Annotated in this window: 27 protein-coding genes; 14 read left to right on the top strand and 13 right to left on the bottom strand. The window is 59.3% G+C overall.

All coding sequences use genetic code 11. The annotated features are described in order from the left end of the window. Positions 1 to 25: 25 nt before the first annotated feature. Positions 26 to 1,495, bottom strand: coding sequence for a hypothetical protein (locus tag EV130_RS13415; RefSeq protein ID WP_132660538.1), 1,470 nt, complete (start codon positions 1,493 to 1,495; stop codon positions 26 to 28). Between the two features lie 372 nt (positions 1,496 to 1,867). Between EV130_RS13415 and EV130_RS13410 the strand changes: the two genes are divergently transcribed. From EV130_RS13410 to EV130_RS13390, 5 genes are all read left to right on the top strand, one after another. Then, positions 1,868 to 2,482, top strand: coding sequence for a 50S ribosomal protein L25/general stress protein Ctc (locus EV130_RS13410; protein ID WP_074061846.1), 615 nt, complete (start codon positions 1,868 to 1,870; stop codon positions 2,480 to 2,482). A 186-nt stretch (positions 2,483 to 2,668) separates the two neighbouring features. Then, positions 2,669 to 5,026, top strand: a complete 2,358-nt coding sequence (locus tag EV130_RS13405) for an EAL domain-containing protein (RefSeq protein ID WP_132550549.1) — start codon at positions 2,669 to 2,671, stop codon at positions 5,024 to 5,026. 24 nt (positions 5,027 to 5,050) lie between these two features. Further along, positions 5,051 to 5,770: a substrate-binding periplasmic protein gene (locus EV130_RS13400; RefSeq protein ID WP_074061848.1), complete on the top strand. Its 720-nt coding sequence runs from the start codon at positions 5,051 to 5,053 to the stop codon at positions 5,768 to 5,770. A gap of 85 nt (positions 5,771 to 5,855) precedes the next feature. Then, a complete protein-coding gene (pth, locus tag EV130_RS13395) occupies positions 5,856 to 6,572 on the top strand; it encodes an aminoacyl-tRNA hydrolase (protein ID WP_074061849.1) in 717 nt (238 codons plus the stop codon). Between the two features lie 5 nt (positions 6,573 to 6,577). Then, complete coding sequence (locus EV130_RS13390; protein WP_074061850.1) at positions 6,578 to 7,033, top strand: GNAT family N-acetyltransferase; 456 nt, start codon at positions 6,578 to 6,580, stop codon at positions 7,031 to 7,033. Here EV130_RS13390 and EV130_RS13385 read toward each other — a convergent pair. Together EV130_RS13385 and clpS are read right to left on the bottom strand one after the other, a co-directional pair. Beyond that, positions 7,017 to 7,415 carry a hypothetical protein gene (locus EV130_RS13385; RefSeq protein WP_132660536.1) on the bottom strand — a complete coding sequence of 133 codons (399 nt, stop codon included), beginning with the start codon at positions 7,413 to 7,415 and terminating at the stop codon, positions 7,017 to 7,019. The genes EV130_RS13390 and EV130_RS13385 overlap by 17 nt on opposite strands. Before the next feature lie 74 nt (positions 7,416 to 7,489). Continuing rightward, positions 7,490 to 7,801 (bottom strand): ATP-dependent Clp protease adapter ClpS, encoded by a 312-nt coding sequence (clpS, locus tag EV130_RS13380; RefSeq protein WP_074061852.1) that lies wholly within the window; start codon positions 7,799 to 7,801, stop codon positions 7,490 to 7,492. A gap of 341 nt (positions 7,802 to 8,142) precedes the next feature. On the opposite strand from clpS, the gene ychF reads away from it, so the two are divergent. The 3 genes from ychF to EV130_RS13365 are packed head-to-tail and all read left to right on the top strand — an operon-like array spanning position 8,143 to position 10,205. Next, positions 8,143 to 9,246: a redox-regulated ATPase YchF gene (gene ychF, locus EV130_RS13375; RefSeq protein WP_074061853.1), complete on the top strand. Its 1,104-nt coding sequence runs from the start codon at positions 8,143 to 8,145 to the stop codon at positions 9,244 to 9,246. A gap of 33 nt (positions 9,247 to 9,279) precedes the next feature. Further along, on the top strand, positions 9,280 to 9,741 hold the full coding sequence (locus EV130_RS13370) for a MaoC family dehydratase (RefSeq protein ID WP_074061854.1): 462 nt from the start codon (positions 9,280 to 9,282) through the stop codon (positions 9,739 to 9,741). Continuing rightward, complete coding sequence (locus tag EV130_RS13365; protein ID WP_132660534.1) at positions 9,738 to 10,205, top strand: MaoC family dehydratase; 468 nt, start codon at positions 9,738 to 9,740, stop codon at positions 10,203 to 10,205. The genes EV130_RS13370 and EV130_RS13365 overlap by 4 nt, the downstream gene beginning before the upstream one ends. Positions 10,206 to 10,214: 9 nt before the next feature. On the opposite strand, the gene EV130_RS13360 is transcribed toward EV130_RS13365, so the two are convergent. The 5 genes from EV130_RS13360 to EV130_RS13340 form a co-directional block, all read right to left on the bottom strand. Next, complete coding sequence (locus EV130_RS13360; RefSeq protein WP_074061856.1) at positions 10,215 to 10,757, bottom strand: adenine phosphoribosyltransferase; 543 nt, start codon at positions 10,755 to 10,757, stop codon at positions 10,215 to 10,217. Positions 10,758 to 10,874: 117 nt separating this feature from the next. Then, on the bottom strand, positions 10,875 to 11,759 hold the full coding sequence (locus tag EV130_RS13355) for a cytochrome c1 (protein ID WP_074063243.1): 885 nt from the start codon (positions 11,757 to 11,759) through the stop codon (positions 10,875 to 10,877). Between the two features lie 21 nt (positions 11,760 to 11,780). Beyond that, complete coding sequence (locus EV130_RS13350; protein ID WP_074061857.1) at positions 11,781 to 13,052, bottom strand: cytochrome b; 1,272 nt, start codon at positions 13,050 to 13,052, stop codon at positions 11,781 to 11,783. A gap of 14 nt (positions 13,053 to 13,066) precedes the next feature. Then, positions 13,067 to 13,645 carry a ubiquinol-cytochrome c reductase iron-sulfur subunit gene (petA, locus tag EV130_RS13345; protein ID WP_074061858.1) on the bottom strand — a complete coding sequence of 193 codons (579 nt, stop codon included), beginning with the start codon at positions 13,643 to 13,645 and terminating at the stop codon, positions 13,067 to 13,069. A gap of 241 nt (positions 13,646 to 13,886) precedes the next feature. Then, positions 13,887 to 15,776: an ABC transporter ATP-binding protein gene (locus EV130_RS13340; RefSeq protein WP_132660774.1), complete on the bottom strand. Its 1,890-nt coding sequence runs from the start codon at positions 15,774 to 15,776 to the stop codon at positions 13,887 to 13,889. A gap of 163 nt (positions 15,777 to 15,939) precedes the next feature. Between EV130_RS13340 and EV130_RS13335 the strand changes: the two genes are divergently transcribed. Then, on the top strand, positions 15,940 to 16,164 hold the full coding sequence (locus EV130_RS13335; protein WP_074061859.1) for a ribbon-helix-helix domain-containing protein: 225 nt from the start codon (positions 15,940 to 15,942) through the stop codon (positions 16,162 to 16,164). 160 nt (positions 16,165 to 16,324) lie between these two features. On the opposite strand, the gene EV130_RS13330 is transcribed toward EV130_RS13335, so the two are convergent. After that, positions 16,325 to 18,181 carry an ABC transporter ATP-binding protein gene (locus EV130_RS13330; RefSeq protein ID WP_132660532.1) on the bottom strand — a complete coding sequence of 619 codons (1,857 nt, stop codon included), beginning with the start codon at positions 18,179 to 18,181 and terminating at the stop codon, positions 16,325 to 16,327. A 381-nt stretch (positions 18,182 to 18,562) separates the two neighbouring features. Here EV130_RS13330 and EV130_RS13325 point away from each other — a divergent pair, with 381 nt between their 5' ends. Both EV130_RS13325 and EV130_RS13320 read left to right on the top strand, forming a co-directional pair. Further along, entirely contained in the window at positions 18,563 to 19,024 is a 462-nt protein-coding gene (locus tag EV130_RS13325) for a tRNA (cytidine(34)-2'-O)-methyltransferase (RefSeq protein WP_074061861.1), read from the top strand. A 188-nt stretch (positions 19,025 to 19,212) separates the two neighbouring features. Beyond that, on the top strand, positions 19,213 to 20,859 hold the full coding sequence (locus tag EV130_RS13320; protein WP_074061862.1) for a Na/Pi cotransporter family protein: 1,647 nt from the start codon (positions 19,213 to 19,215) through the stop codon (positions 20,857 to 20,859). A 3-nt stretch (positions 20,860 to 20,862) separates the two neighbouring features. Here the strand turns inward: EV130_RS13320 and EV130_RS13315 are convergent, their stop codons facing one another. Beyond that, on the bottom strand, positions 20,863 to 21,123 hold the full coding sequence (locus EV130_RS13315) for a hypothetical protein (protein ID WP_022714201.1): 261 nt from the start codon (positions 21,121 to 21,123) through the stop codon (positions 20,863 to 20,865). Between the two features lie 178 nt (positions 21,124 to 21,301). Between EV130_RS13315 and hemF the strand changes: the two genes are divergently transcribed. The 3 genes from hemF (at position 21,302) to EV130_RS13300 (ending at position 22,911) form a co-directional block, all read left to right on the top strand. Further along, on the top strand, positions 21,302 to 22,216 hold the full coding sequence (hemF, locus tag EV130_RS13310) for an oxygen-dependent coproporphyrinogen oxidase (RefSeq protein ID WP_074063245.1): 915 nt from the start codon (positions 21,302 to 21,304) through the stop codon (positions 22,214 to 22,216). A 116-nt stretch (positions 22,217 to 22,332) separates the two neighbouring features. After that, positions 22,333 to 22,614, top strand: coding sequence for a hypothetical protein (locus EV130_RS13305; RefSeq protein WP_074061863.1), 282 nt, complete (start codon positions 22,333 to 22,335; stop codon positions 22,612 to 22,614). Between the two features lie 111 nt (positions 22,615 to 22,725). Then, positions 22,726 to 22,911 carry a DUF1059 domain-containing protein gene (locus EV130_RS13300; RefSeq protein ID WP_074061864.1) on the top strand — a complete coding sequence of 62 codons (186 nt, stop codon included), beginning with the start codon at positions 22,726 to 22,728 and terminating at the stop codon, positions 22,909 to 22,911. Here EV130_RS13300 and EV130_RS13295 read toward each other — a convergent pair whose 3' ends face one another. The 3 genes from EV130_RS13295 to EV130_RS13285 are packed head-to-tail and all read right to left on the bottom strand — an operon-like array spanning position 22,912 to position 25,432. After that, positions 22,912 to 24,165 (bottom strand): CCA tRNA nucleotidyltransferase, encoded by a 1,254-nt coding sequence (locus tag EV130_RS13295; RefSeq protein ID WP_074061865.1) that lies wholly within the window; start codon positions 24,163 to 24,165, stop codon positions 22,912 to 22,914. Continuing rightward, positions 24,162 to 24,812, bottom strand: a complete 651-nt coding sequence (locus EV130_RS13290; RefSeq protein ID WP_074061866.1) for a CoA pyrophosphatase — start codon at positions 24,810 to 24,812, stop codon at positions 24,162 to 24,164. The genes EV130_RS13295 and EV130_RS13290 overlap by 4 nt, the downstream gene beginning before the upstream one ends. Further along, positions 24,809 to 25,432, bottom strand: a complete 624-nt coding sequence (locus tag EV130_RS13285) for a DUF1285 domain-containing protein (protein WP_074061867.1) — start codon at positions 25,430 to 25,432, stop codon at positions 24,809 to 24,811. Before EV130_RS13285 ends, EV130_RS13290 begins: the two co-directional genes overlap by 4 nt. Between the last annotated feature and the right edge of the window lie 93 nt (positions 25,433 to 25,525).

Here is a 25,525-nt window from a genome sequence, read left to right as displayed (position 1 = left end):
CGGTGTCGCCTGATGCCCAGCAAAATCATTCCGGCTTATCCGGCCCCTTGATCTGCTGGCCATTGACGCTCACGGTTCCATCGGGCGTGACCGTCACGTCCCAGCGCTGCCGCCCATCCGGATCGGTCTTGGCGAAACCCTTGACCATCAGCATTCCGAACGACGCCTGATTGAGCTCGGGATTGGTCTTGGCAAGCTCCTGAACTGCCGCGATGGTCTTGTCGTAGTCGCGCGCCAGAACCGAGGCTTGCAGCGCATAGTCCTGCTTGCCCACGTCGATGCGGCTCTCTACCCTTGCGGATATGTCGATGTCGTAGACGCCGGACTTGGCGCTGACCTTCGGAATGTCGATTACAAACCTGCCATTGCGGAAAAGCCGCTCCACGGCCTTCTTGCCCGCGTCCTCCCTGCCCTCCGGCGGCTTGGTGAGGTCAAGTTTCATGAATTCATCACCGAAAGCCGCAAAATCCATGCCCGGGATGGCCAACTGCACATCGACTGCCTGAGGCACAAAGGCGGAATAGGCGGCCGGAATCATCGGACTGTCGAATGTGATGTTGGCAGCATTCATTGCAACGTCAAACTGCGTTGCGTTGCTCGGCCCATTTACAGCCAGGCGGTAGGCGAAGCTCTGGGCGCTGCCGCCGCCCGCAGCACTCGTCACTGCAAGATTGTTGAGGGTGATGACTTCCTCGAACGAAGAGACCAGCGGAAAAGCGGCGCGTAGCATGCCCTTCAGCCTTTCCTCGCTCTCCTTGCTCATCTGCTTTTCATCGGCATGGTCGACTGCGAAGATGACAATGTCCCTCAATTGCTTTGCCGGCAGGCTGGCGACCTTGGCTTCGAAATCGATGGTATCGGCCGTGATCCGGATCGGCGGCATATCCTTCCCGTGCACCTGCTCGGCAAACGCTGTCAAAGTACCGTTCGCCGCAAAGTCTATTCTGTCGGCGGAAGCGCCATCAGCTGAGGTGAGCTTGTATTTCATGTCGCCGAAGCTGGCATCGACCTGCTCGGTATCGGTCGCGGTCGTGACTTTGATATCCTTGGCGCTGAAATCACCGGAGCGGAAATAGCTGATCGCCGGATCGAAGACCCAAGTATGGACCATTGAGGCGATGGAATAGGTGAAATCGGTGCGCTTTTTGTCCGGTGCCTTGAAGTGTCCGGAAATATTCAGGCTGCTGTCGCCTTCGACATTCCAAAGCCCGTCGTCTCGTGGCGTGGCGAACATCGAGATCGGTTTCAGGCCGTTGATTGCAAGATCCGCCGGATTGAACTTGGAAAGCAGCTTGGCCAGGTCGTAGGTGATCTCGTAGCGCGCACCGGCCGGATTGACCGCGACGACGCCGCTCTTGGCAATGTCTTCGGGCAGCAGGCTGTTGAGATTGTCACGAATGGCGTTTGCACCATCCTGATCGATCCCGGCCGCATGGCACGCCGTCATCAATCCGAAAACAACGGCGCTCGTCGCCGTCATCAGCCTGTAGCGCATTAATGTGCTCCTCCGCCTCGTCGATCGGCGGCCTTGTGAGAATGTAGGCGGCCGGATGTCATCTCAGGCTTGCCCAAAAGGCAAGCCCTGTAGCTGCTGAATCGCAATAATTAGAAACCCGGTTTGATATCCGGTCCCGTCCCTATTGCTCCCGCGTTGGTTTGTATTAGTTCACAGCCGCCTGCTACCGACCGGCAACCCGAGGAATCGGAGCCGCCTCGCCTTGCGTTTCCGCTTCACTTATACTATAGCGCACGCGTCCGCGCAGACACCCTTGGAGGCAACGCGGATGAGGAAGGCCAAACGGCCCCTCCAGTCACCGGAAGGACGATACCGCCGGAGACTCTCCAAATAACCTCGAAAGGAATAGCCATGAGCCAGGAAACTTACGAGCTCAAGGCCGAGGCGCGCGAACGGGTTGGTAAGGGGTCCGCCCGTGAACTTCGCCGCAACGGTTTGATTCCAGCTGTCATCTATGGTGACAAGCAGGCCCCCATTTCTATCGCTCTCAGCACCAATGAGGTGACGAAGCGCATTCATGCCGGTAGTTTCATGACCACTGTTGCGACGATCGACGTCGGCGGCGAGAAGTACAAGGTTCTGCCGAAGGACTATCAGCTCGATCCGGTTCGCGACTTCACGATGCACGTGGATTTCCTCCGCGTCTCCGGCAACACGCAGGTCACCGTCGAAATCCCGGTTCACTTCATCAACGAAGAGAAATCGCAGGTCAAGATCGGCGGCGTGCTGAACATCGTTCGCCACACAATCGAAGTTCACTGCCCGGCTGATGCGATCCCGGAATTCTTCGACATCGACCTCTCCGGCAAGAAGATTGGCGACAGCATCCATATCTCCGAAGTCGCACTGCCGAAGGGCGTGACAACGGTTATCGACCGCGACTTCACGATCGCAACGATCGTTGCTCCGGCTGCTGGCGTTGAAGAAGAAGCTGCCGCTGAAGGCGAAGGCGAAGCCGAAGCATAATCCGCATACACCAATTCGTAATTATAAGGCCCGCTTTCCACTGGAAGGCGGGCCTTTATCAATTTTAGCGCGAGCTCACTTCAGCAACATTTAACACATTCGTGAAAGCATTCCCCAAGCATTTCTAAACTTGCCGCTCTTTGCCGTTTTGGCTGCGTAAATGAGAGCCCCGGGAGAAACGGAACGATGAACAATTCCGTTGAGAACAGATTTTTTGCGATTGTTTGCGGGGCGCTTCTCATATTTGTCGCTCCGCTTTTTGTATTGTTTCTCTTCCTTTCTTCCGAGCGCGCCGACAGGGAAATACGCGACCACATCTCCATTCTTCTAGTTGCCAATTCCCAGGCGCTCGCAAAGCCGCTCTGGGATCTGGACGAAGACAGCGTCACACAGATCAGCGCAACGATGGTTTCGCAGGGCGCCATCGTGAAGGTTGAGGTTCGTGATCAATCCAGTCAGCTCAACGTGACGCAATCGACCATCCCGAAATCTTTTGACGGTGAGCTCGTTCAGGTTTCCCGTGCAATCATCTACAACACGGTCGACGGTCCGAAGAACCTCGGCAGCATCGCGGTCTATTATCCCAAGCTTGGCCTCTTCTCCGGCCTGAAGCATGAAGAAGTCGTCTTCATATCTATCTTCATCTTCGCCGTTCTCACCGTCTTCGGCACCGCATTGATCGGCAACCGCCTCTTCGTCATACAGCCGCTCATGCGGCTTATCGCAGCCATAGAGGCCACCCGTCAGCTCGGATCGCGCCATCACGTCGATTGGCAGTCGAGCGATGAGATCGGCCGCCTTGCCCGCAGCTTCAACGAGATGCAGACGAAGCTGGAGAGCGAGGAGAAGGAACTGAAACTCGCCCACCGCCTCGCAACCGATATCTATAACCTCACGCCAGCCATGCTTTTCTCTCTGGACAACGAGGATCGCATCATAGCGGTCAGTGACTATTGGCTTGTCGCAACGGGCTATGGCAGGACTGAGGTGATCGGACGCAGATTTTCCGAACTCGTGACGCCCGACACCCGCGACGCGTTTCAACACCGCAAGGAAGGTTTCGAGAACGGCGCGGCACTTGACGTGACCGTCAAGTTCCTGTGCGCAGGCGGCCGCATCATGGACGTGCTGATCCTGGAATCCAAGACGGCCACCGGACCTAACCAGCTCTTGCTGTCGGTCATGACCGACGTGACCGCACTGAAGGCCTCGGAAGACCGCAACCATCGTCAGGCGATAACCGACCATCTCACCGGTCTGCTGAACCGCCAAGGCTTCGAGACGGCCCTCGACGGCAAGATCGCCGAAGCCGATGCCGCCGGTCAGGAGCTTGCCTGCCTGTTTATCGATCTCGACCGGTTCAAGTGGATCAACGACAATATGGGCCATGCCGAAGGCGATCGCGCACTGCGCGAGCTCGTCGAGCGGATTAACAGACATCTCGCGCCCTCCGATCAGGCAGCGCGCCTTGGCGGCGACGAATTCGCCGTCCTGCTTCCGGCCACGGACGGCGAGAAGCGCGCCAGGGCGATGTGCGAGCAGATTGCCAGCGTCTTCGAGGCACCTTTCGGCCCCGACCTGCATTTAAGCGCCAGCATCGGCATCGCCATCTATCCGCGCCATGCCTCGAATGCAGCCGAACTGCTGCAGAAGTCGGACATGGCGATGTATGCGAAAAAGCGCGACGGCAAGAATGGCGCGCAGATTTTCGACAACAGTATGCTGGACAGCGCAAGGGCGCGCGCCGAGATCGAAAGCCACATCGAAAACGGCCTCGCCGAGGATTGGTTCGAGGCCTATCTGCAGCCGATCGTGGGCCTCGACGATCACCGGATCGCCGGATTTGAAGCGCTCCTGCGCCTCAATCATCCCCAGAAGGGGCTGATGCCGCCGGCTGGCATCATCCACGTCGCCGAGGAGACCGCCAAGATCGTCCGCGTCGGCAACGTCATCATGGAAAAAGCGATCGGGCATCTGGCGAATATCTCCCGGATCCCGGGCATGCATGATACCTATCTCGCGATCAATTTCTCGCCGCTGCAGTTCGAAGCCGCCCTGCCCTCCCGCCTCGCCGGGCTCGTCGGGCGGCACGGCATCCGTTCTGATCGCATCGTCGTCGAAATCACGGAAGCCGTTCTGATGGACGACAATCCGCAAATACGCATGGTGCTCACCGAACTGCGCCGCTTCGGATGCCGCATCGCCCTTGATGATTTCGGCACCGGCTACTCGTCGCTGAGCTATCTCAACCGCTTCCCGGTCGACATCATCAAGGTCGACCAATCCTTCACGCGGTCGATCAACGACACGAATGATGACGTCCGTCACAAGAGCAGGATGCTCATCGAAGGGATCACCACGCTCTCGCACAAGATGGACTGCACCGTGATTGCGGAAGGCATAGAAACCGAGGAAGAATGCCGCACCCTACACCAGATGGGGCTTGACTACGGTCAGGGCTACCTCTTCCGTCGTCCGCAAAATGCCTTGAAATTGATCGAGGACCTCACAGCCGCGGAAAACGAGGTCGCCCAAGCCTCGTGAGCGGCGCATTGAAGGTGGAAATAGATGAAAAAGCTCCTGCTTCTTGCTTTTCTGACGCTTCCTTGCGCAGCGCCGGCACAGTCACAGACGGTGAATTTCACGACTGAAGAATACGCGCCCTTCAATTATCGCGACGGGAAGGTGATCAAGGGCGCGACCGTCGAACAAGTTGAAAAGGTCATGGCCGATATCGGCGTCGACTATACCATCGAGATGATGCCCTGGGCGCGCGCCTATAGCCTCGCGCAATCAAGGCCGATGACCTGCGTTTTTGCCACGGCACACAATGGCCTGCGCGATCCCCTTTTCAAATGGATCGAGCCCCTGCTCGTCGATCGTAATATTTTGATCACAAGGAAAGGATCGGGCGTGGTTGCGAGTGACCTGGAGGCGTCCAAGAAATATACTGTCGGCACGCAGCGCGAGGACTATACCGAGATGGTGTTGAGGCAGAAGGGCTTTACCAAGCTCGATATCGCTAGCGACTTCAACGCCACGCTTCGCAAGCTTCTCGGCGGCCGTATCGACATGATGCCCATTTCAGAGCTTTACTTCGAAAAGCTGAAGGCGGATCAGCCGGTGGAAATGGTCACCATGCTCTCCTCACAGCCGATGGGTATCGCCTGTCACAAGGATTTTCCATCCGAACTTCAGGTGCGGATGCAGACCGCCCTCGACAAGCTGATTTCCAACGGAATCCAGAAGGAGATCTTCTTCAAGTATGGACTGGATCTCGGCGATTAGCGCCGCGCCGTGCCTTTGCGCTTGACTTCCTGCCCATTTCGCGGTGGTGAAGCGACAGCAGGCATTCAACAAACGGACTGGCCAAATGCTGATCATAGCGGGTCTCGGCAATCCCGGAAGCAAACATGCCGGAAACCGTCACAATATCGGCTTCATGGCGGCCGACGCCATCCACAGGCGCCACAGCTTTTCCCCCTGGTCCAAGAAGTTCAGGGCGGAAATTTCCGAAGGCGAGCTCGGTGGCGAGAAGGTACTGCTTGTCAAGCCGCAAACCTACATGAACCTCTCCGGCGAAGCCGTCGGCGAAGCCATGCGCTTCTACAAGCTGCAGCCTTGCGATCTCGTCGCCATCTATGACGAGCTCGACCTGCCGCCCGGCAAGGCCCGGCTGAAGATCGGCGGCGGCAATGGCGGCCACAACGGCATCAGGTCGCTCGATGCCCATTGCGGCAAGGATTACCGGCGCCTTCGCCTCGGCATCGGCCACCCTGGCGTCAAAGAACTTGTGCAGCACCACGTCCTCGCGGACTTCGCCAAGGCCGACCAGGCCTGGCTGCAGCCGCTTTTGGAAACGCTTGCCGACAATGCCGACATGCTGGTGCGCAACGAGGATTCGCAGCTGATGAACAAGCTGGCGCTTGCTGTCGGCGCCAAGGCGGAGGAAAACAAGCCGAAGGCCGAAAGGAAGTCTGCAGCCCAATCCCACATCCATCAGGCGCGCAATCACACGCAGCCCAAGCTGCCTGCGACCGGGCCCATGGCGGAAATGCTGAAGAAGATGTTTGGCAGCAAGGGCGAGTAAGCACGATGTCGAAGCAGGACATCATGATCCGGCATGCCGGTCCTGGCGATCTGCAGACGCTTCTTGAGCTCTACCGCCACCTCAATCCCGATGATCCAGCGATCGATCCCGCCCGGGCAAGCGACCGCTTCTCAGCCATCCTTGCCCAACCGGGCATGACCATATTTGTCGCGCTGGCCGGCGACATGCCCGTTGCATCCGCCACACTGATCATTTCGCCCAATCTGACGCGAAACGGCGCTTCATACGCTCTTGTCGAGAATGTCGTCACGCACGCCGATCACCGCAGGAAGGGTTATGCCGGCGCCTTGATCCGTCATGCCTGCGCAACGGCCTGGAAGGAGAATTGCTATAAAGTGATGCTCCTTACCGGTTCAAGGAACCCCGCGACGCTGCTTTTTTACGAAAACTGCGGCTTCATGCGGGATAAGACAGGTTATCAGATCAGACGCCCCGGCTGATCAGCAATTGCAGCTCTTGAAAGCGGTTGACGAGCAGTTCCCGAAGCGCGCTGGCTCCGTCGTCGATCGCCGTTGCCATCAGGATCGAGGCATCCTCTACGAACAGCATGGTGCCAATGCCGGCAACGACGGCAATGGAGCAGGCAATGCGCAGGTTCTTGAGGCTGTCGAGCCGATAGTAGCCGGCATCGTCATATTCCGTTCCGAAGAGCATGTCGGAAAGATCATAACCGTCCGAAATGGCAAGATCGATGATCGGCTTGTCCGAAAGCCTGTCCGGATAGACGTTGCACAGCGCACGCACGACATGACCCATTGCCCCGAAGATCGCAAAGAGCGCCGCGGCTACGAAATAATGCCAAGTCGCTGCCTCAGCATGCATGCGGGCCTCCGTCCTCGGCGCAATGTAGCGAAAATTGACGGATGGCGGCTTAAGAAGATTGGTTAAGAAACGGCCTATTCTTCGGGTTCTGCCGTAAACATCAGCGGAAAGCCTGCCTCCTTGGCATAGTCCATCGCCTCCTTGACCTTGGTCTCGGCAATGTCCTTGGCGCAGACGACGACCACGCTGGAGCCCATTTTATGCGCCGTCATCATCACCCTGTATCCCGTCTCCTCGCTCATCCGGAAAATGGCTTTGAGGATCATGACGACGAACTCACGTGGCGTATAGTCATCGTTGAAGAGAAGAACCTTGTAGAGCTTCGGCTTATCCAGCTTCAGCTTGACCTTGGTTTTCGGTTTTATTGCAACGTCGTTGTCACTCATCGGAAATCCACCCGTTGATGACATGAGAACGAGTTCTCAATCAGACAATTATCGTCGGCGAGGAAATTTCGACTGTGTCGGCTGCGCGCCCGATCAGGCAAGAGCCGAAGTTCAAGCCAGTCGCCGGGTTTGACACCGAGATGGTCCAGGATCTCCTGGGCGAGGTCACTTGCCCTTTCAGTAAAATCCGCAACAGGTCTCGAAATCTCCGCCTGCGGAAAAATAGGCCAGTGTCGCCCGATCGGCAAGTGAGCGGCGGTAAAAGCGGCCGAAGACTTGACCGCATGGCTCCTTTATCCCATAGGCAAGGCAACGATTTCAGCGAATACGGACATCCAGTCATGGGCTTCAAATGCGGTATCGTCGGTCTGCCGAATGTCGGCAAGTCGACACTCTTCAACGCGCTCACCAAGACGGCAGCGGCGCAGGCGGCGAACTATCCCTTCTGTACGATCGAGCCGAACACCGGCGAAGTCGCCGTTCCCGATCCCCGGATGCACAAGCTCGCCTCGATCGCCGGCTCCAGGGAAATCATCCCTACCCGCATTTCCTTCGTCGATATCGCCGGTCTGGTGCGCGGCGCCTCGAAGGGCGAGGGCCTAGGCAACAAGTTCCTCGCCAACATCCGCGAAGTCGATGCCGTCGTGCATGTGCTGCGCTGCTTTGAGGATGACGACATCACTCATGTCGAAGGCCGTATCAATCCGGTCGGCGACGCCGAAACCATCGAAACCGAGCTGATGCTTGCCGACCTTGAAAGTCTTGAGCGCCGAGTCGAGCAAACCCGCAAACGCGCCGCCTCCAAGGACAAGGATTCGCTGACGCAGCTTCCCGTCATGGAAGCGGTGATCAAGCTTCTCAACGAAGGCAAGCCGGCTCGTATACTGCTGAAGACGCTCGGCGCCGACGAGATCGAAGTCCTGAAGAGCCTGAACCTTCTGACTTCGCATCCGGTGCTCTACGTGTGCAACGTCGCGGAAGCCGATGCAGCAACGGGCAACGAACATACCGAGGCCGTTGCCGAGATGGCGAAAGCCCAAGGCGCCGAATGCGTGATCATCTCGGCTGCGATCGAATCCGAAGTGGCTCAACTGCCCGAAGAAGAAAGCAAGGAATTCCTCCACGCACTCGGTCTCGAAGAGGCCGGCCTCGACCGGCTAATCCGCGCAGGCTATCACCTGCTCGACTTGATCACCTATTTCACGGTCGGCCCCAAGGAGACCCGCGCTTGGACGATCGTGCGCGGCACCAAGGCACCGGCCGCTGCCGGCGTGATCCACACCGATTTCGAACGCGGCTTCATCCGTGCCTTCACTATCGGCTATAACGACTACATCGCGTTCGGCGGCGAAACAGGCGCCAAGGACGCGGGCAAAGCCCGGGATGAAGGCAAGGAATACGTGGTTCAGGACGGCGACGTAATCCACTTCCGCTTCAATACCTGATTTGTCCGCACGGCCGAGAAAGGGCGAGGCCAGATGAAGCTAGTTTTTGAAGACTTCGAGCCGGGCCGCAGCTTTGCATTGGGCCCGGTCGCCGTGACGGCGCAGGAAATCATCGAGTTCGCAACCGAGTTCGACCCGCAGCCAATGCACATGGACGAGATGGCCGGACGCGCCAGCATCCTTGGCGGGCTCGCGGCTTCCGGCTGGCATACGTCTGCGCTTTTCATGCGTATGATGGCCTATGGTTTTCTGCTCAACTCGCATTCGCAGGGCGCACCCGGCATCGACGTGATGGAATGGAAGAAGCCCGTGCTTGCCGGCGACACACTGTCCGGGCGTTCGACGGTGCTGGAATCGCGTGCAATGCGCTCGCGGCCCGGAATCGGAATCGCCCGTTTCAAGCATGAGGTTCACAATCAGCACGGCCATCTGGTCTGCTATTGCGAAAACTGGATTATGTTCAGCATGCGCGACACCGTGGAGATAAACCCATGAGGATGGCGGAGCTTTATACGATTGGCGAAAAGGCCTCGATCGGCGGCTATACCTTTACCGAGGAGCGGATCGTCCATTTCGCCACACGCTTCGACCCGCAGCGCTTCCATATCGACAAGGAAGCCGCCAGGAAGACACTTTTCGGCAATCTCTGCGCCTCGGGCTGGCATACATGCGCCGCCTGGATGCGAACTTTCCTCGATTACTGGGAAAAGGAAACCGCGCGACTTGCCAGGCAGGGCCTTGCACCGCCGAAACTCGGCCCTTCGCCCGGCTTCCAGAAATTGCAATGGCTGCGTCCGGTCTTCGTCGACGAGACGGTCAGCTATTCGGTGACCTTGCTTGCCAGCCGGCCTCTCACATCGAGGCCGGGCTGGTTCCTGAACTCGATCCTCAACGAAGGCGTGAACCAAGACGGCACGCCTGTCATCCGTTTCGAGGGCAGCGTGCTCGAATTCGAATAAAGCCGGGCTTCAGTGCCCGGCGAATTCGACCAGCGTGTGGACGTTCACGCCAAGCTCCTCGAGCTTCCTGCGGCCGCCGAGATCCGGCAGATCGATGACGAAGCACGCACCGACGACTTCCGCACCCATCTGGCGAAGGAGCTTCGTCGCGCCGACTGCCGTCCCGCCGGTTGCAATCAGATCGTCCACGAGGATGACCTTCTCGCCCGGCTGAACGGCATCCCGGTGCATCTCCATCTCGTCGACGCCATATTCGAGGCTGTAGGCGATCCGCACTGTATCGTGCGGCAGCTTGCCCTTCTTGCGGATTGGCACGAACCCGGACGAAAGCTGATGCGCAACGGCGCCGCCCAGGATGAAGCCGCGCGCTTCCATGCCGGCGATCTTGTCGATTTTCAGGCCCGCATAGGGCTGCACCAGCTCATCCACTGCGCGGCGAAACGCCCGTGGATTGCCAAGAAGCGTCGTGATGTCGCGAAAGATAATGCCAGGCTTCGGATAGTCCGGGATGGAGCGGATGCTAGCCGCAAGCTCCGAGGCAATATTGTTCATGGGAGGTCCGTGTGTATGCGAGGGCGTTTAGTCGGTTGCACCCTATCAACTGGCTGACATGGAACCAACAAAAAAGGCGGCCCGAAAGCCGCCATTTGCTTGTCGAGCTAGAACCGCTCAGTGCTCCTTGTTGGCATAGACCGAGCGCTTCGTCAGGAAGATGAGACCGGAGAAGATCAGCAGGAACACGATGACCATGAAGCCGGTGCTCTTGCGATCCTCGAGGTGCGGCTCTGCGGCCCACATCAGGAAGGCCGAGACGTCCTTGGAATACTGATCGACGGTCTGCGGCGTGCCGTCGTCATAGGTCACCTGATCGTCTGAGAGCGGCTTCGGCATCGCGAAAGCCGCGGCAGCGTTGAAGTAGGGGTTGTAGTGCGCACCCTCCGGAACCTGGAAGCCCGCCGGCGGCTCTTCATAGCCGGTCAGCAGCGAGTAGATATAGTCCGGTCCGCCCTCCTGATACTGGGTGAAGATATCGAAGACGAACTGCGGAAAGCCGCGGGTTATCCCGCGGGCCTTGGCGATCAGCGAGAAATCCGGTGGGGCCGCGCCATTGTTCGCGGCGGCAGCGGCCTGAGCGTTGGCGTATGGCGAGGGGAAATAATCCGAAGGGATAGCCTTGCGGGTGAACATCTCACCTGCAGCATCCGGACCATCCTGGACTTCGTAGTTCGCGGCAAAGGCCTTGACCTGCGCCTCGGAGTAACCGAGCTCGCCGAGCATGCGGAAGGGAACGAGGCTCATGGAGTGGCAGGCCGAACAGACTTCCGCGTAGACCTTCAGGCCGCGCTGCAGCTGGCCCTTGTCATAATGGCCGAACGGGCCGGCGAAGCTCCAGTCCTGCTCCCGCGGGTGCTTCAGCGGATAGTGCGGCGTGGCGCCTTCCTCGTGCTCGGCCGGAGCGGCGCCCTCGCCGGGCGTCGCTTCCTGTGCAAATGCAGCAGTTCCGAGGATAGCTACGACTGCGAGCGGCAGAATGCTTGCAATAAGCTTTTTCATCATTCTATTCCTTCCGCTCGCCTATGCCTTGACCGTAGCAGTTTGTTGATTGCGCTTTTCCAGCACGGCTTCGGTGATCGAGTTTGGAATGCGGCGCGGCGTCTCGACGAGGCCAAGCACTGGCATGGCGACCAGGAAGAAAGCAAAGTAAAGCAGCGTACAGATCTGCGAGATCAGGACGAAGGCACCTTCCGCCGGCTGGGAACCGAGCCAGCCGAGGATGATCGCATCGATCACGAACAGCCAGTAGAACATCTTGTACCAGGGGCGGTAGACTGCAGAACGGACCTTCGACGTATCGAGCCATGGCAGGAAGAAGAGCACGATGATGGCGCCGAACATCACCAGAACGCCGCCGAGCTTGGAATCGATCGGACCGATGTTGAACGTGATCGAGCGCAGCATCGCGTAGAACGGCAAGAAGTACCATTCCGGAACGATGTGCGCCGGCGTCTTCAGCGGGTCTGCCGGGATATAATTGTCCGGATGGCCGAGGAAATTCGGCATGTAGAAGACGAAGTAGGCGTAGACCAGCAGGAAGATCGAAACGCCGAGTGCGTCCTTGAGGGTCGCATAGGGCGTGAACTGGACGGTGTCCGTCTTAGTCTTGACCTCGACGCCTGTCGGGTTCGTCTGACCCGTCACGTGCAGCGCCCAGATATGCAGCACCACAACGCCTGCGATGATGAAGGGCAGCAGATAGTGCAGCGAGAAGAAGCGGTTGAGCGTCGGGTTTTCAACGGCAAAACCGCCGAGCAGAAACTGCTGAACCCATTCGCCGACCAGCGGAAAGGCCGAGAAGAAGCCGGTGATGACGGTCGCGCCCCAGAAGGACATCTGGCCCCAGGGCAGAACGTAACCCATGAAGCCGGTCGCCATCATCAGCAGATAGATGAGGACACCGAGAATCCAGAGGATTTCACGCGGCGCCTTGTAGGAGCCGTAGTAAAGGCCGCGGGCAATATGCAGGTAGACCGCGACGAAGAAGAAGGATGCGCCGTTGGCATGCATGTAGCGCAACAACCAGCCATGGTTGACGTCGCGCATGATTTTTTCGACGGCGTTGAATGCGACAGAGGTCTCGGCAGCATAATGCATGGCGAGCACGACGCCTGTCAGGATCTGCACGACCAGCATGACCGAAAGCATGGCGCCGAAAGTGTAGGCATAGTTCAGGTTGCGCGGAACCGGATATGCCACGAAGCTGTCATAGACCATGCGCGGCAGCGGCAGGCGCGCATCGATCCACTTCTCCAGGCCGGTTGATGGCTCGTAGCTGGAATGGCCACTCATAAATCAGTCTCCCCTCAACCGATCTTGATCACTGTATCGGAAACGAACGAATAGGTCGGAATCGGCAGGTTCGTCGGCGCCGGACCTTTACGGATGCGGCCGGCCGTGTCGTAGACCGAGCCATGGCAGGGACAGAACCAACCGTTGTATTCGCCGGCCTGTCCGAGTGGCACGCAACCGAGATGGGTGCACGAACCGATCATGACGATCCAGTTTTCCTTGTCCTTGCCTGCAGAACGGTCGACCCCGGTTGCCTGCGCTTCGGCCGGAAGGTTCTCGTTGCGCGCGATCGGATCTTTGAGATCCGAAAGGGGAACCTCGTCGGCAGCCTTCACTTCCTCGGGCGTACGGTTGCGGATGAAGACCGGCTTGCCGCGCCATTTGGCAGTCAGCGACATGCCCGGCCCAAGGCTCGATACGTCGACTTCGATGGAAGCAAGAGCGAGCGTGGACGCATCCGGGCGCATCTGGTCGATGAACGGCCAAGCGGCGGCCGCAGCGCCGACCGCGCCTGCCATACCAGTAGTGAGATAAAGGAAATCACGGCGCGTGGGCTCCCCTGGAGCCTCGCTTGTCGTTTCGTGTTCGCTCACGGCTAAACCATCCTCTGCGCAATTTTCGCGGAATTCCGCACTGCCCCTCTAAGCGGCGAATCGACATAGACACAATTCGGCCTTAGATTCCCCGCCAATCCGGCGCGTTCTATGCTTGATCGCAAATTATGTCCAGCCTTGACAATAATATGAGGGCACAATGTCGCGGGTATTTTCAGATGATCTTTTTACCGCAATCCCCTGGATTCAGCGCATCGGAGCCCAGCTGGCGGACGCTTGACTAAACGGCCCACGCCTGGCGCCCGGGCAAATCTGCGTCTGCACCAAGGAAGCCGCCGGACTGGCGCGCCCATAGCTCGGCATAAAGCCCGCCTCTTTGGACCAGGGATTTATGCGTGCCTTCTTCGATGATTCTGCCGTGGTCGACAACGATCAACCGATCGAGCGCGGCAATGGTCGAAAGGCGGTGAGCGATAGCCAGCACAGTCTTTCCTTCCATGATCCGGCTGAGATTGGACTGAATCACCTCTTCCACCTCCGAATCGAGCGCCGAGGTCGCCTCGTCGAGCACCAGGATCGGCGCATCCTTCAGCATGAGGCGCGCGATTGCGATGCGTTGCCGCTGCCCACCGGAAAGCTTCACGCCGCGCTCGCCGACATGCGCGTCGAAACCCTTGCGCCCCTGCTGATCGTGCAGACGCTCGATGAAGTCGAGCGCCTCTGCCCGCCGTGCGGCATCGAGCAGCCGTTCTTCCTCCGCATCGGGCCGGCCGAACAGGATGTTGTCGCGGACCGAACGGTGCAGCAGCGATGTGTCCTGGCTGACGACGCCGATTTGCATGCGCAGCGACTCCTGGCTGACCGCAGCAATATCCTGGCCATCGACGAGAATGCGCCCGCCTTCAAGATCGTAGAGGCGCAACAGCAGATTGACCAGGGTCGACTTGCCGGCGCCGGAGCGCCCGACGATCCCGACCTTTTCGCCAGGTGCGACGGTGAGCGAGAAATCTTCGATCACGCCCTTGCCCCGGCCGTAATGGAAGGAGACGTTCTCGAAGCGGATGCCGGGCTCCCGGACGACGAGATCGGGAGCATTGGGCCGGTCGACGAGACCGAGCGGCTGCGAGATCAATTCGGCAGCATTCTGGATCGTGCCCAGATTGCGCATGATGCCGTTGAACTGCGTCATCAGGCGCCCAAGGAGGAAGTTGAGGCGCAGGACGAGGGCCAGCGAAAAAGCCACGGAACCGGAACTCACCAATCCGCGCAGCCACAAGTCGACGCTTAAACCGCCCATCGTCACGATCATCAGGCCGGAAAGCAGCGCCATGGAGGCGCGCACACCGGTAATGAACCGGGTAAAGCGCAACACGGTATCCTGATAGATATCGAAACCCTGGCGCATGTAGCGGTCGCTCTCCTCGTGACGAGCGAAAAGCTTCAGTGTCTGGATGTTGCTGTAGGAATCGACCATGCGTCCATTGAGCATCGAGGCAGCTTCAGCAGTCTCGCGCGAGTGATAGCGGATGCGCGGCACGAAATAGCGGGCAAGCACGCCGAAGGCAGCGAGCCAAAACAGCACCACGGCGGCAAGCGAAAGATCGAGCTGAGCCACCAGCACCAGTGTCGTCGCCGCATAGATTCCCACGAACCAGACGCTCTCCATGAGCGAGGTCACGAGATCACCCACCGCCTGGCCGGCCGACCAGACCTTCGTCACGATCCGCCCGGAAAAATCGCTCTGGAAAAAATGCAGCGACTGGCGCGAGACGTGGAGATAGGATTGCCAGCGCGCGAGATTGTAAAAACCGGGCGTGATGACCTGCTGATCGACCAGCGCGATGAGGAAGACCACAAGAAAACGGACAAAGCCGATCAAAGCGAGCATTCCGAAGAGCTCGTTGCCGTGTGCAGCAAGTATCTCGCTCCAGCCAACACCCGGCCTTACCGTGCTCAAAATATCGACCAATCGACCGACGAACCAGAAAAGCGCCGCCTCGATCGCCGCCGACATGCCGCCGAGAACGAGCATCGCGACGAAGGGCCATTTCGCCTGACCGATGTAGAACCAGATGAAGCCGGCCGTCGAACGCGGCGGCTGTATATTGCCGCGCCGGCGGAACGGATCGATCCAGCTTTCAAACAAATTGAGTATCGGGCGCAGGAGCATCATTGCGTTATAGTCCGAGACAACCCTGCGGCAAAGGGAATGGAGTACGGACGCAACCTTATATTTTGGTAATTTTCGGTAACATCGGCGGCATCCGTGTTGAATGTCGCTGACCTCGTCACGATCTCGGAGTACAATGAGTGCTTAACGGAGAAATACCGTCATGGAAACAAGGGTGCTCGCATCGCATATTCCGCTTCCGCTTGCGGACAGACTCGATGAAACCGCAGCCCAACTCGGCATATCGCGCGACACCATCGTCAGCGAGGCGGTTGCCGCATGGCTCGACAACCAGGAAGAGCGCCGCCTGACGGCCCTCGGCACGATGGCAGGCGCCATCGTCGTGGTCGAGCGTCACAGGGTAAGAGACTGGGCAGACAGCCTGTGAACCGGCAACGGCTCCGTTAGGAATCATCCAGTGCAGGCGGCAGCTTGCGTCGACCAAGCGCGCAGGTGGCACGATCTGCAAGGTTAACAGTCTACCTTATCGCCCTATTGCCTAACTGGCCCAGCAAATTCCCTCCCCGCTTTCGCAGGGAGGTTTTTCTTTATTCCGCCGCTTCCTCGGCTTCTTGCGAATGATCGGCGAGGAAGCCGCCGGACTGGCGGGTCCAGAGATCTGCATAAATGCCGCCTTGACTGACGAGGTCGGCGTGCGAGCCGGCCTGGACGATGCGGCCCTTGTCGAGCACGATCAGGCGATCCATCTCCGTCAACGTCGACAGGCGATGGGCGATCGCGATCACCGTCTTGCCTTCCATCAGCGCAAAAAGGTTCTCCTGGATCGCCGCTTCCACTTCTGAATCGAGTGCCGAGGTCGCCTCGTCGAGCACCAGGATCGGTGCGTCCTTCAGGAACACCCGGGCGATCGCAACCCGCTGGCGCTGGCCACCGGAGAGCTTCACGCCGCGCTCGCCAACCTGCGCGTCGAATCCCTTGCGGCCCTGCAAGTCGACAAGCCCTTCGATGAACTCGAAGGCATTTGCCCGCTTCGCCGCCTCGATCACCTCCGCGTCCGTCGCATCCGGACGGCCATAGGCGATGTTGTCGCGGATCGAGCGGTGCAGCAGCGACGTATCCTGTGTCACCACGCCGATCAGCGAGCGGAGGCTTTCCTGCGATACCTGCGAGATATCCTGGCCGTCGATGGTGATGCGGCCGGCTTCCAGGTCATAAAAGCGCAGCAGCAGGTTCATCAGCGTCGTCTTGCCGGCGCCTGAGCGGCCTACGAGACCGACCTTCTCACCCGCCTTGATGTCGAGCGACAGGTTGTCTATGACGCCCTTGCCCTTGCCGTAATGGAAGCGGATGCGCTCGTATTGGATCGCACCCTTCTTGGCCTGCATCGGCGGCGCGTCGGGCTTGTCGGTGATGTCATGGTTCTTCGTCATCATCTCCATGCCGTCATAGACGGTGCCGATGTTTTCAAAGAGCGCGGATACCTCCCACATGATCCATTGCGACATGCCGTTGACGCGCATCGCAAGGCCGATCGCGATGGCAATCGCGCCGACCGATATCTGGCCATTCAGCCAGAACCAGATCGACAGGCCCGAGATGACGAAGAGCGCCACGCAGTTGTTGATATAGACGCACACATGGAACAGCGTGACGCGACGCATCTGCTGATGCACTGTCTGCAGGAACTCGTCCATGCCGGCCTTGGCATAGCTTTCCTCTCTGCCTGCATGCGAGAAGAGCTTGACGGTCGCAATGTTCGTGTAGCTGTCGACAACCCGGCCCGTCATCATCGAGCGTGCATCTGCCTGCTGCGCCGCGATCCTGCGCAGCCGGGGCACGAAATACGACACGATGCTGACATAGACGGCGAGCCAGACCAGGATCGGAACCATCAGCCGCCAGTCTGCCGCGGCGATCACGATGATCATCGTCAGGAAATACGTGACGACATAGACGAAGACATCGAGGATCTTCATCGTTGTTTCACGAACGGCAAGCGAGGTCTGCATCACCTTGGTCGCAACGCGTCCGGCAAACTCGTTGGCGAAGAAGGTCATGCTATGGCGCAGCAGGAAGCGGTGCATCTGCCAACGCGCGATCATCGGGTAGTTGCCGAGCAGGACCTGATGCATGATAAGCGAATCGAGCCCAGCCGCCAGGGGCAGGCCGACGAGGATCAAGGCAGCCATCCAGGCAAGCTTGTGCCATTCGGCCTGCAGGAACGTCGCCTTGTCGGCATTTGTCAGCCAGTCGACGATATCGCCGAGAAACTGGAAGAGTGTCACTTCGCCGATGGCAATCAGCGCCGTCAGCACGGCCATGGCTGCAAGCCAGGGCGCCGCAGGCTTCGTGTAATGCCAGCAGAAGGCAAAAAGACCCTTGGGCGGAACGACAGGCTCCTCACTCGGAAAGGGGTTCAGTCGCTGTTCGAACCAGCTAAACATGAAAAGTGCTCCGGAACTTCACCGTTCCACCTCCCAGCCTGCGCAAAACGCGCTGAGGCACATATGGGAACCGGACGTTCGAGGGGCGAGGCCACGACAGCCGCGCAATGGATCAAAAATGGGGAGTTTTAGAAAGCTTGCGCTCAGAAGCGCGAGATCGCCACGCTTGGTATTGCGGCTGGAAGGCGCGTAAGCATCAGAATATTCATGTTGGCCCTCCCTAGCTGGCGATTGAAGATACGCACCAATAACGCGAAAACTGCGAAATTTCCAGTCCAAAATCGGCACAGACTGAACAATTCGGGGTCAAAAGGCGCCTGTTGCACCGAAATCACAGTTGGACTAGGTCTCCTCGCCCCAGGCAGCAAGATGGAACTTCGGATGACTGATCTCAGACTGGCGCTTTACCAGCCCGACATCCCCGGCAATACCGGCACGATCCTGCGCCTTGCCGCATGCCTCGGCGTTAGCGTCGACATCATCGAGCCCGCCGGCTTCGACATTTCCGACCGCAATCTGAAGCGCGCCGGCATGGACTACATCGCAACCGTTGCGCTGACCCGTCATGTCAGTTGGGATCGCTTCGAGGAATGGCGGGCTCCGACGGGTCGTCGCATCGTGCTCGCTTCCACCAAGGCATCTGTCCGATACACGGACTTTGCATTCGCGCCGAACGACATCTTGTTGTTCGGCCGCGAAAGCGCAGGCGTTCCAGATCATGTTCATGAAAGGGCCGACGAGCGCATCCTGATCCCGATGGTTGCGGGCCAGCGCTCGATCAATGTCGCGGTATCGGCTGCCATGATCACCGGCGAGGCGATGCGCCAGACCGCTTGGCGTTGATTTCGCTACTGAGCGGCATCGCGAGGCCCGCCATGATATGTCGCAAACGGCGTTGTGCTATCCAGGAACAGGCGTATTATACTTAGCCGGCAATCATAAAGTGAGAACTAGGCCGCGATTTCAAAGACATGGCAATGCGCTGAGGCGCAGATTGCGCCGGCCTAATCGGGAAGAAAAGCACGCACAGAATGGAATCCACGATCGTCATGATAAACCTGTTCGGCGCGGTAGCCCTGCTGCTGTTTGGCCTCGCGCAGGTGAAGGACGGCGTATCGCGGGCCTTCGGTGCGCGGCTGCGAACAGGTCTTGCGACGGGCACGCGTGGCGGGTTGCGCTCCTTCGTTTCAGGCTTCGTCGCCACATTGGCATTGCAAAGTTCTACGGCGACGGCGCTGATGGTCGCCTCCTTCGTCGAGCGCGAGCTGGTGAAGCCTCGCATGGCGCAGATCGTCCTGCTCGGCGCAAATGTCGGCACGGCCGTCACAGCCTGGATCGTCGCGACCGGCATCGAATGGCTGTCGCCGCTCGTCATCCTCGCGGGTATCATCCTCTATCGTAGTGGCTCGAGCGCACGCCAAGGTGGTGGCACCGCACTGATAGGCATCGGCCTGATGCTCTTGTCTCTGCATCTCTTGAGCGGGGCAACGGAGCCTATGCGCCAATCTCCCGCGCTTGCCGCCTTCATCGGCCTGCTCGACAACGCTTGGCCGGTTGCCCTTGCATTCTCCGCCGGCATTGCCTTCATTTCGTCGTCGAGCCTTGCCGCCGTTGTCCTCATACTTTCCCTGGCATCGACGGGCATCCTCTCGGCGGGATTGGTGATCGTTCTCGTCCTGGGTGCCAATCTTGGCGGCGCAATTCCCCCGGTCGTCGCTTCGCTTGGCGGACCTGCCTCGGCAAAGCGCGTTACGCTTGGCAACCTGATCGTGCGGGCTGCCGGCTGCGTGATCGCCCTTCCGCTTGCCGGTTACGGCGCCGAGCTTTTGGGAATGCTGCCGCTCGATCCCGCCAAGCTGCCGGTCGACGCTCATCTTGGCTTCAACCTCTTCCTCGCCGCTGTCGCCTGGCCGTTCTCGCGCCTGTTGTCGCAGCTGATGCTGCGTCTCGTTCCGGAGGAAGCACAAGCCGACAATGCGCCGAAATACCTCGACCAGCACGAGCTGTCGACGCCTATCGTGGCGCTTGCGAGCGCCACTCGCGAAGTCCTCGGCGTCGGCGACCTCATAGAACGCATGCTGATCCGAGCCTCCGACGCCTTCGAGCAGAACGACCTGACGAAGCTCAAGGAAATTCCCACGCTCGAAAAGCGGGTCGATCGCTTGCAGCAGGAAGTGAAGGTCTATCTTTCCAAGCTCGGCCGCGAGGGCCTGAGTGAAGAGAACGGTCGCCACTCGATCGTCATCATCGACTACGCGATCAACCTCGAGCATATCGGAGATATCATCGAAAAGGGCCTGCTGCCGCAGATCAGCAAAAAGGCGTCGCTCGGCCTGCGGTTTTCCGACGACGGTTACCAAGAGCTCAAGAAGCTCTTCCATTTGACGATCGACAACCTGCGGATCGCGCAAACGATTTTCGTGACGCGCGACTTCAATCTCGCCAAACAGATGATGGAAGTGAAAGTCGAAGTCCGCAGGATGGAGAAGCAATCCGCCGAACGCCACCTTGAACGCCTGCGCGAGGGCCACGCCGACAGCCTGCAGACGAGCTCGCTGCATCTCGACATGCTGCGCGATTTAAAACGCATCAATGCCCACATCGTCTCGGTCGCACATCCGATCCTCGACGAGAGCGGATTACTCATCGAGAGCCGCCTGCGCACGCCAGCGCAATGACGGTCAGTCGGCGGAAGGCAGCCGGCGCATGGTGAATTCGATCTGGTCGTTGTCGAGCTGCCGCCAGCTTTCCACTTCGGTCCAATAGGCCGCCTTCGGGTATTCGGCGAACCATTCGCGCGCCTTTGCCCGCGCGTCAAGCAGGCCAAGCCGATAGGTCTGGCGCACGAAGTGATCACCCTTGCGGGCAGTGCCTTCCGCCCGATGCCGTTCGATCCTGCGCTTCAAGCCGTCAAACGACGGAGGTCCCGGGATTTTAGTCATGAAACCTACCTCTGACCTGGAAAGGTAGTATTGAAAATATCAATTTGCGAGTCGATTCTTTGCCGGATCGATGCAGCATTCCGCCGGCTGGAAAGGCACCGAGGCACCTGATACCACGAAACAGCAATCAGCGATCATCGAGTCGCTTGTGATGCAATAACGACTGCTGGGGACAATGATGGAACGACCAGACCTGCCGATCGGCCTGCCGGATGACATCGAAGAAAAGAAGGTCGCCGCCCGCACCTGGTTCGAAGGATTGCGCGATACGATCTGCGCCTCCTTCGAGGCCTTGGAAGACGAGCTGACCGGCACTCTTTCGGATCAGGAGCCCGGCCGTTTCGTCGGCAAGGAGTGGTCGCGTGAAAATGGCGCCGGCGGCGGCGGCCGGATGTCGATGATGCACGGCCGTGTTTTCGAAAAGGTCGGCGTCCATACCTCCACCGTATATGGAGAATTCGCATCCGACCTCCGCGCCCAGATGCCGGGCGCCAGCGAAGACCCACGATTCTGGGCCTCGGGCATTTCGCTGATCGCCCATCCGGTGAACCCCAATGTACCCGCAGTGCATATGAACACCCGCATGGTCGTCACTTCGAGCCGCTGGTTCGGGGGCGGTGCCGACCTCACGCCGGTGCTCGACCGGCGCCGCACGCAGGAAGACGACGATAGTCGCCTCTTCCACAAGGCGATGGAAATTGCCTGCCGCAGCCATTCGGCCGTCGCCGACTACGGCGCTTACAAGAAATGGTGCGACGAGTACTTCTTCCTCAAACACCGCAACGAACCCCGCGGCATCGGCGGCATCTTTTATGACTGGCTGCATTCGAGCGAGGAAGCCGGCGGCTGGGATGCCGACTTCGCATTCACCCGCGATGTCGGCCGGGCCTTCGCCATGGTTTATCCGAAAATCGTCCGCTCCAATTTCAACAAGGAATGGACCGAAGCCGACCGCGATGAACAATTGATCAGGCGCGGGCGCTATGTCGAGTTCAATTTGCTCTATGATCGCGGTACAATCTTCGGGTTGAAGACGGGAGGCAATATCGAGTCGATACTCTCGTCGATGCCGCCGGTCGTCCGGTGGCCATGACTGTACGACAGCGTACGGGTAAAAATACATTACATGGCCTTCAAGAAGCGTGAGCATGCGCTAAACTAACGTGCTAAACTGAGCTTGTGTTGCGTAACAATCGGAGGAGGATTGTCATGATGATACAGAGCGGTTCGCCGGCGCCTGAGGATGTTCGGGAGGCATCCCGCGCAATCGAAACCCCGGATTTCCTGAACCGCATTGCCGAAGAAATGCGAGCCACGAGCGGCTCGGACCTGCCCCTTTCCTGCTTCATCGAGCAGGTGAGGTTGCAACTCGCTGCCGGAAAATCGCTCGAAGAACTGCGCAGACAGGCAAGAGAACGCGCCAGCTCGAATGCGCCGTACCAGTCGTCCGACTGCTTCCGCGCCTGGGCGATGCCGGATTATCGCATGTGATTTGCCGGCCGATGTGGATCATCGGCCGGAACCTTCTCTCCGATTCGCACATTGAAATAGACCGCGTGTCAGCGCGGTCATCCAATCTCGTTCCGGACAAAGGAGTAGACAATGCGACTTTTCGAATGCGGTACGCTCGTTCCGGGGTGCACCTGGCACACCCGCGCCGATGAGGACGCCGAAGTCGTGCGCCGCGCGGTCGAGCACATGAAGTCCGCCCATGGTGAAACGACCATTCGCGAAAACATGGTCGACAACATCAAGGCCCGCATCCGCGACGAAGCGACAGCGGCCTGATCACCTTGAAATTTCATCCAGCCGGGCGAGCAGCGTCGCCCGGTCGGCGGCAAAGTTCTCGTCGACCCACTGGTTCTCGAGCTTGGCAAGCAGCTCGCCGACACGCGGACCTGCCGGGATACCGGTGGAAATGATATCGCCACCGCCGATTGGAAACTGCGGTCTCTTCCACGCCAAAGCCCGGTCCAACAGCTTGCCCAGTCTTGCCGACCGGCTCATTTCCTTCATGTCGCCATCTGCCTTGCCGCGGGCAACGGCGAGAGCGAGCTTCAGGCGAGTGACGATGCCTTCCGCACCACTGCGATAGAGCAGCCGGTCGATGGCCGCGGCAGACATTTCGTCATCGACTGCGGGAGCCGCCGCCCAGCTCCTCAAATAGGCCGCTTCGGCATTCGAAAATCTCAGGCGGTCGGCCATCTTCTCCAGCCGTTCGGCATCGGGCGGAACGATCGAAGCGAGCCGCAGGAGTGGATCGGGCTTCCAGGCGAGCGCCTTTTCGGTCGCAACCAGCCCCGGGATGGCGTCGATGCCCCATTTCTCCGTCTCCGGCAGGACTTCGGTCAGCACCGAAACCTGCCGCATCCACAGCAGCGCCCGGCCCGGATCGCCGGCAGCAAGCAGCTTGCGAAGTTCGGACCAGACCCTTTCGGACGAAAGAGTAGTGAGTTTCGAACGCGCCGCCGAACAGGCCCGCAGTCCTTCCGCATCAGGCCGGCCGGAGCCGTAGTGAGCAAAAAAACGGAAGAACCGCAGGATGCGCAGGTAGTCTTCGGCAATCCGTGTCGCCGCATCCCCGATGAAACGGATGTTGCGCTTTTGGATATCGGCCAGCCCGCCGACGAGATCGACGACCTCACCCTTGAAATTCATGTAAAGGGCATTGATCGTCAGGTCGCGCCGCTCCGCATCCGCCTGCCAGTCGGTGCTGAAGGCGACCTTGGCGCGGCGCCCGTCGGTCTCCACGTCAGTGCGCAGCGTCGTCACTTCGAACGGCTTTCCTTCGATCACCAGCGTCACCGTGCCGTGCTCGATGCCGGTTGGGATCGCCTTGCAGCCGGACGCCTTCGCCCGCTCCATCACCGCGTCCGGCGTCAGCGTCGTTGCGATGTCGATATCGCTGACTGGAAGCCCCATCAGGCTGTTGCGCACGGCGCCGCCCACGACGCGCCCCTCCCCGCCATCCGCGTTCAAGAGCCTAAAGACGCGCTGAAGGCGGGGATCCTTGAACCATGCTTCATCAGCAAGGCTGGTCATGCATAAAGCCTCTCATAAAGGGTGCGCACGATGCCCGCGGTGATGCCCCAGATCATCCAGCTTTCATAGGGCATGCGGTAAAAATGCCGGTCGATGCCCTCGACCAGGCGCCTGTCGCGCGTGTGGTTTTGCGGGTTCATCAGGAAGGAAAGGGGCACTTCGAAGACGTCGTCGACTTCGCGGGGATTGGGCTTCAGCTCGAACCCCGGCCGGACGACACCGAGCACTGGCGTGATGCGGAAGCCGGTCGCGGCCAGATAGTGCGGCAGGCGTCCCACCGTCTCCACGAAGGAGCCGGAAATGCCGATCTCTTCCTGTGTCTCGCGGATCGCCGCCATTTCCGGAGAAATGTCAGTCGAATCGATCGCCCCGCCGGGAAAGGATATCTGGCCGGAATGCTTGCGCAGGTTGGCCGTGCGCTTGGTGAAGATGACCCGCGCCTCGTCGCCGTCGTCGACCACCGGCACCAGCACAGCGGCATCGCGCAGGCGGAAGCCTTCGACCATTGCGACAATATCCGGATTGAGGATGTGGTCGCCGTGATCCCGCCAGGAATGATCGACCGGCCCGCCGTTTTGATTGAGCGCCCGGCGGCGGAATTCGGCTGCGGAATAAAGTGGGTAGCCTTGGGTCGGGGCATTGCTCATCGCGACAGCATATCCAGTTCATCGGCGGCCATGATAGGGAAAATGCAGCCGCCGGAGCGGACGCAGAACATTTCCCTGCCCTCAATATCTGCAATCTCGCCGAGGTCCGCCAGCTCATACATCACGGCCCTCGATACCAAAGCCTCGAGGCGTCCGCGCACATGCAGATAGGGTTTCAACTCGCTGTTTTCGCCATGAATCACGAAGCGCAGCGGATACTCCTTGCCGGCCTCGACGACATCGCCGGTATTGGTGCGGAATGTCAGCACCTGCTGACCATTGCGGTGCGTCGCGCTCATCTCGACGGCGACAAACGGCGCGTCGGCGACCCTGATTCCGACTTTTTCCACGGGAGTCACCAGATAGGTCTTTCCGTCCTCGTCCTTGCGCAGGACGGTGGAAAACAGGCGAACCAGGGGCGCACGGCCAATCGGCGTTCCCATGTAGAACCAGGTGCCGTCGGCGCGGATTTCCATGTCGATATCGCCACAGAAGGGTGGATTCCATTTCTCGACCGGTGGAAGTCCGCCCCTCTTGGCGCCGGCTTCGCCTGCAGCGCGCGAAATCAGCGCGGCAAGGCCTGCGGCATCTTCACTCGCCCCGATTTCTTGCGCTGCCATTGTTCTGTCCCGGTTTGCCCCTAACGATAGAATAGTCACGAGATAGTCATTTGGAACGAACTTGTCAGCCCGCAACATATCCATAACTCTATA

The sequence above is a fragment of the Rhizobium azibense genome (assembly GCF_004342325.1).
Taxonomy (GTDB): Bacteria; Pseudomonadota; Alphaproteobacteria; order Rhizobiales; family Rhizobiaceae; genus Rhizobium; species Rhizobium etli_B.
This window is presented reverse-complemented; position numbering and strand designations above follow the sequence as displayed.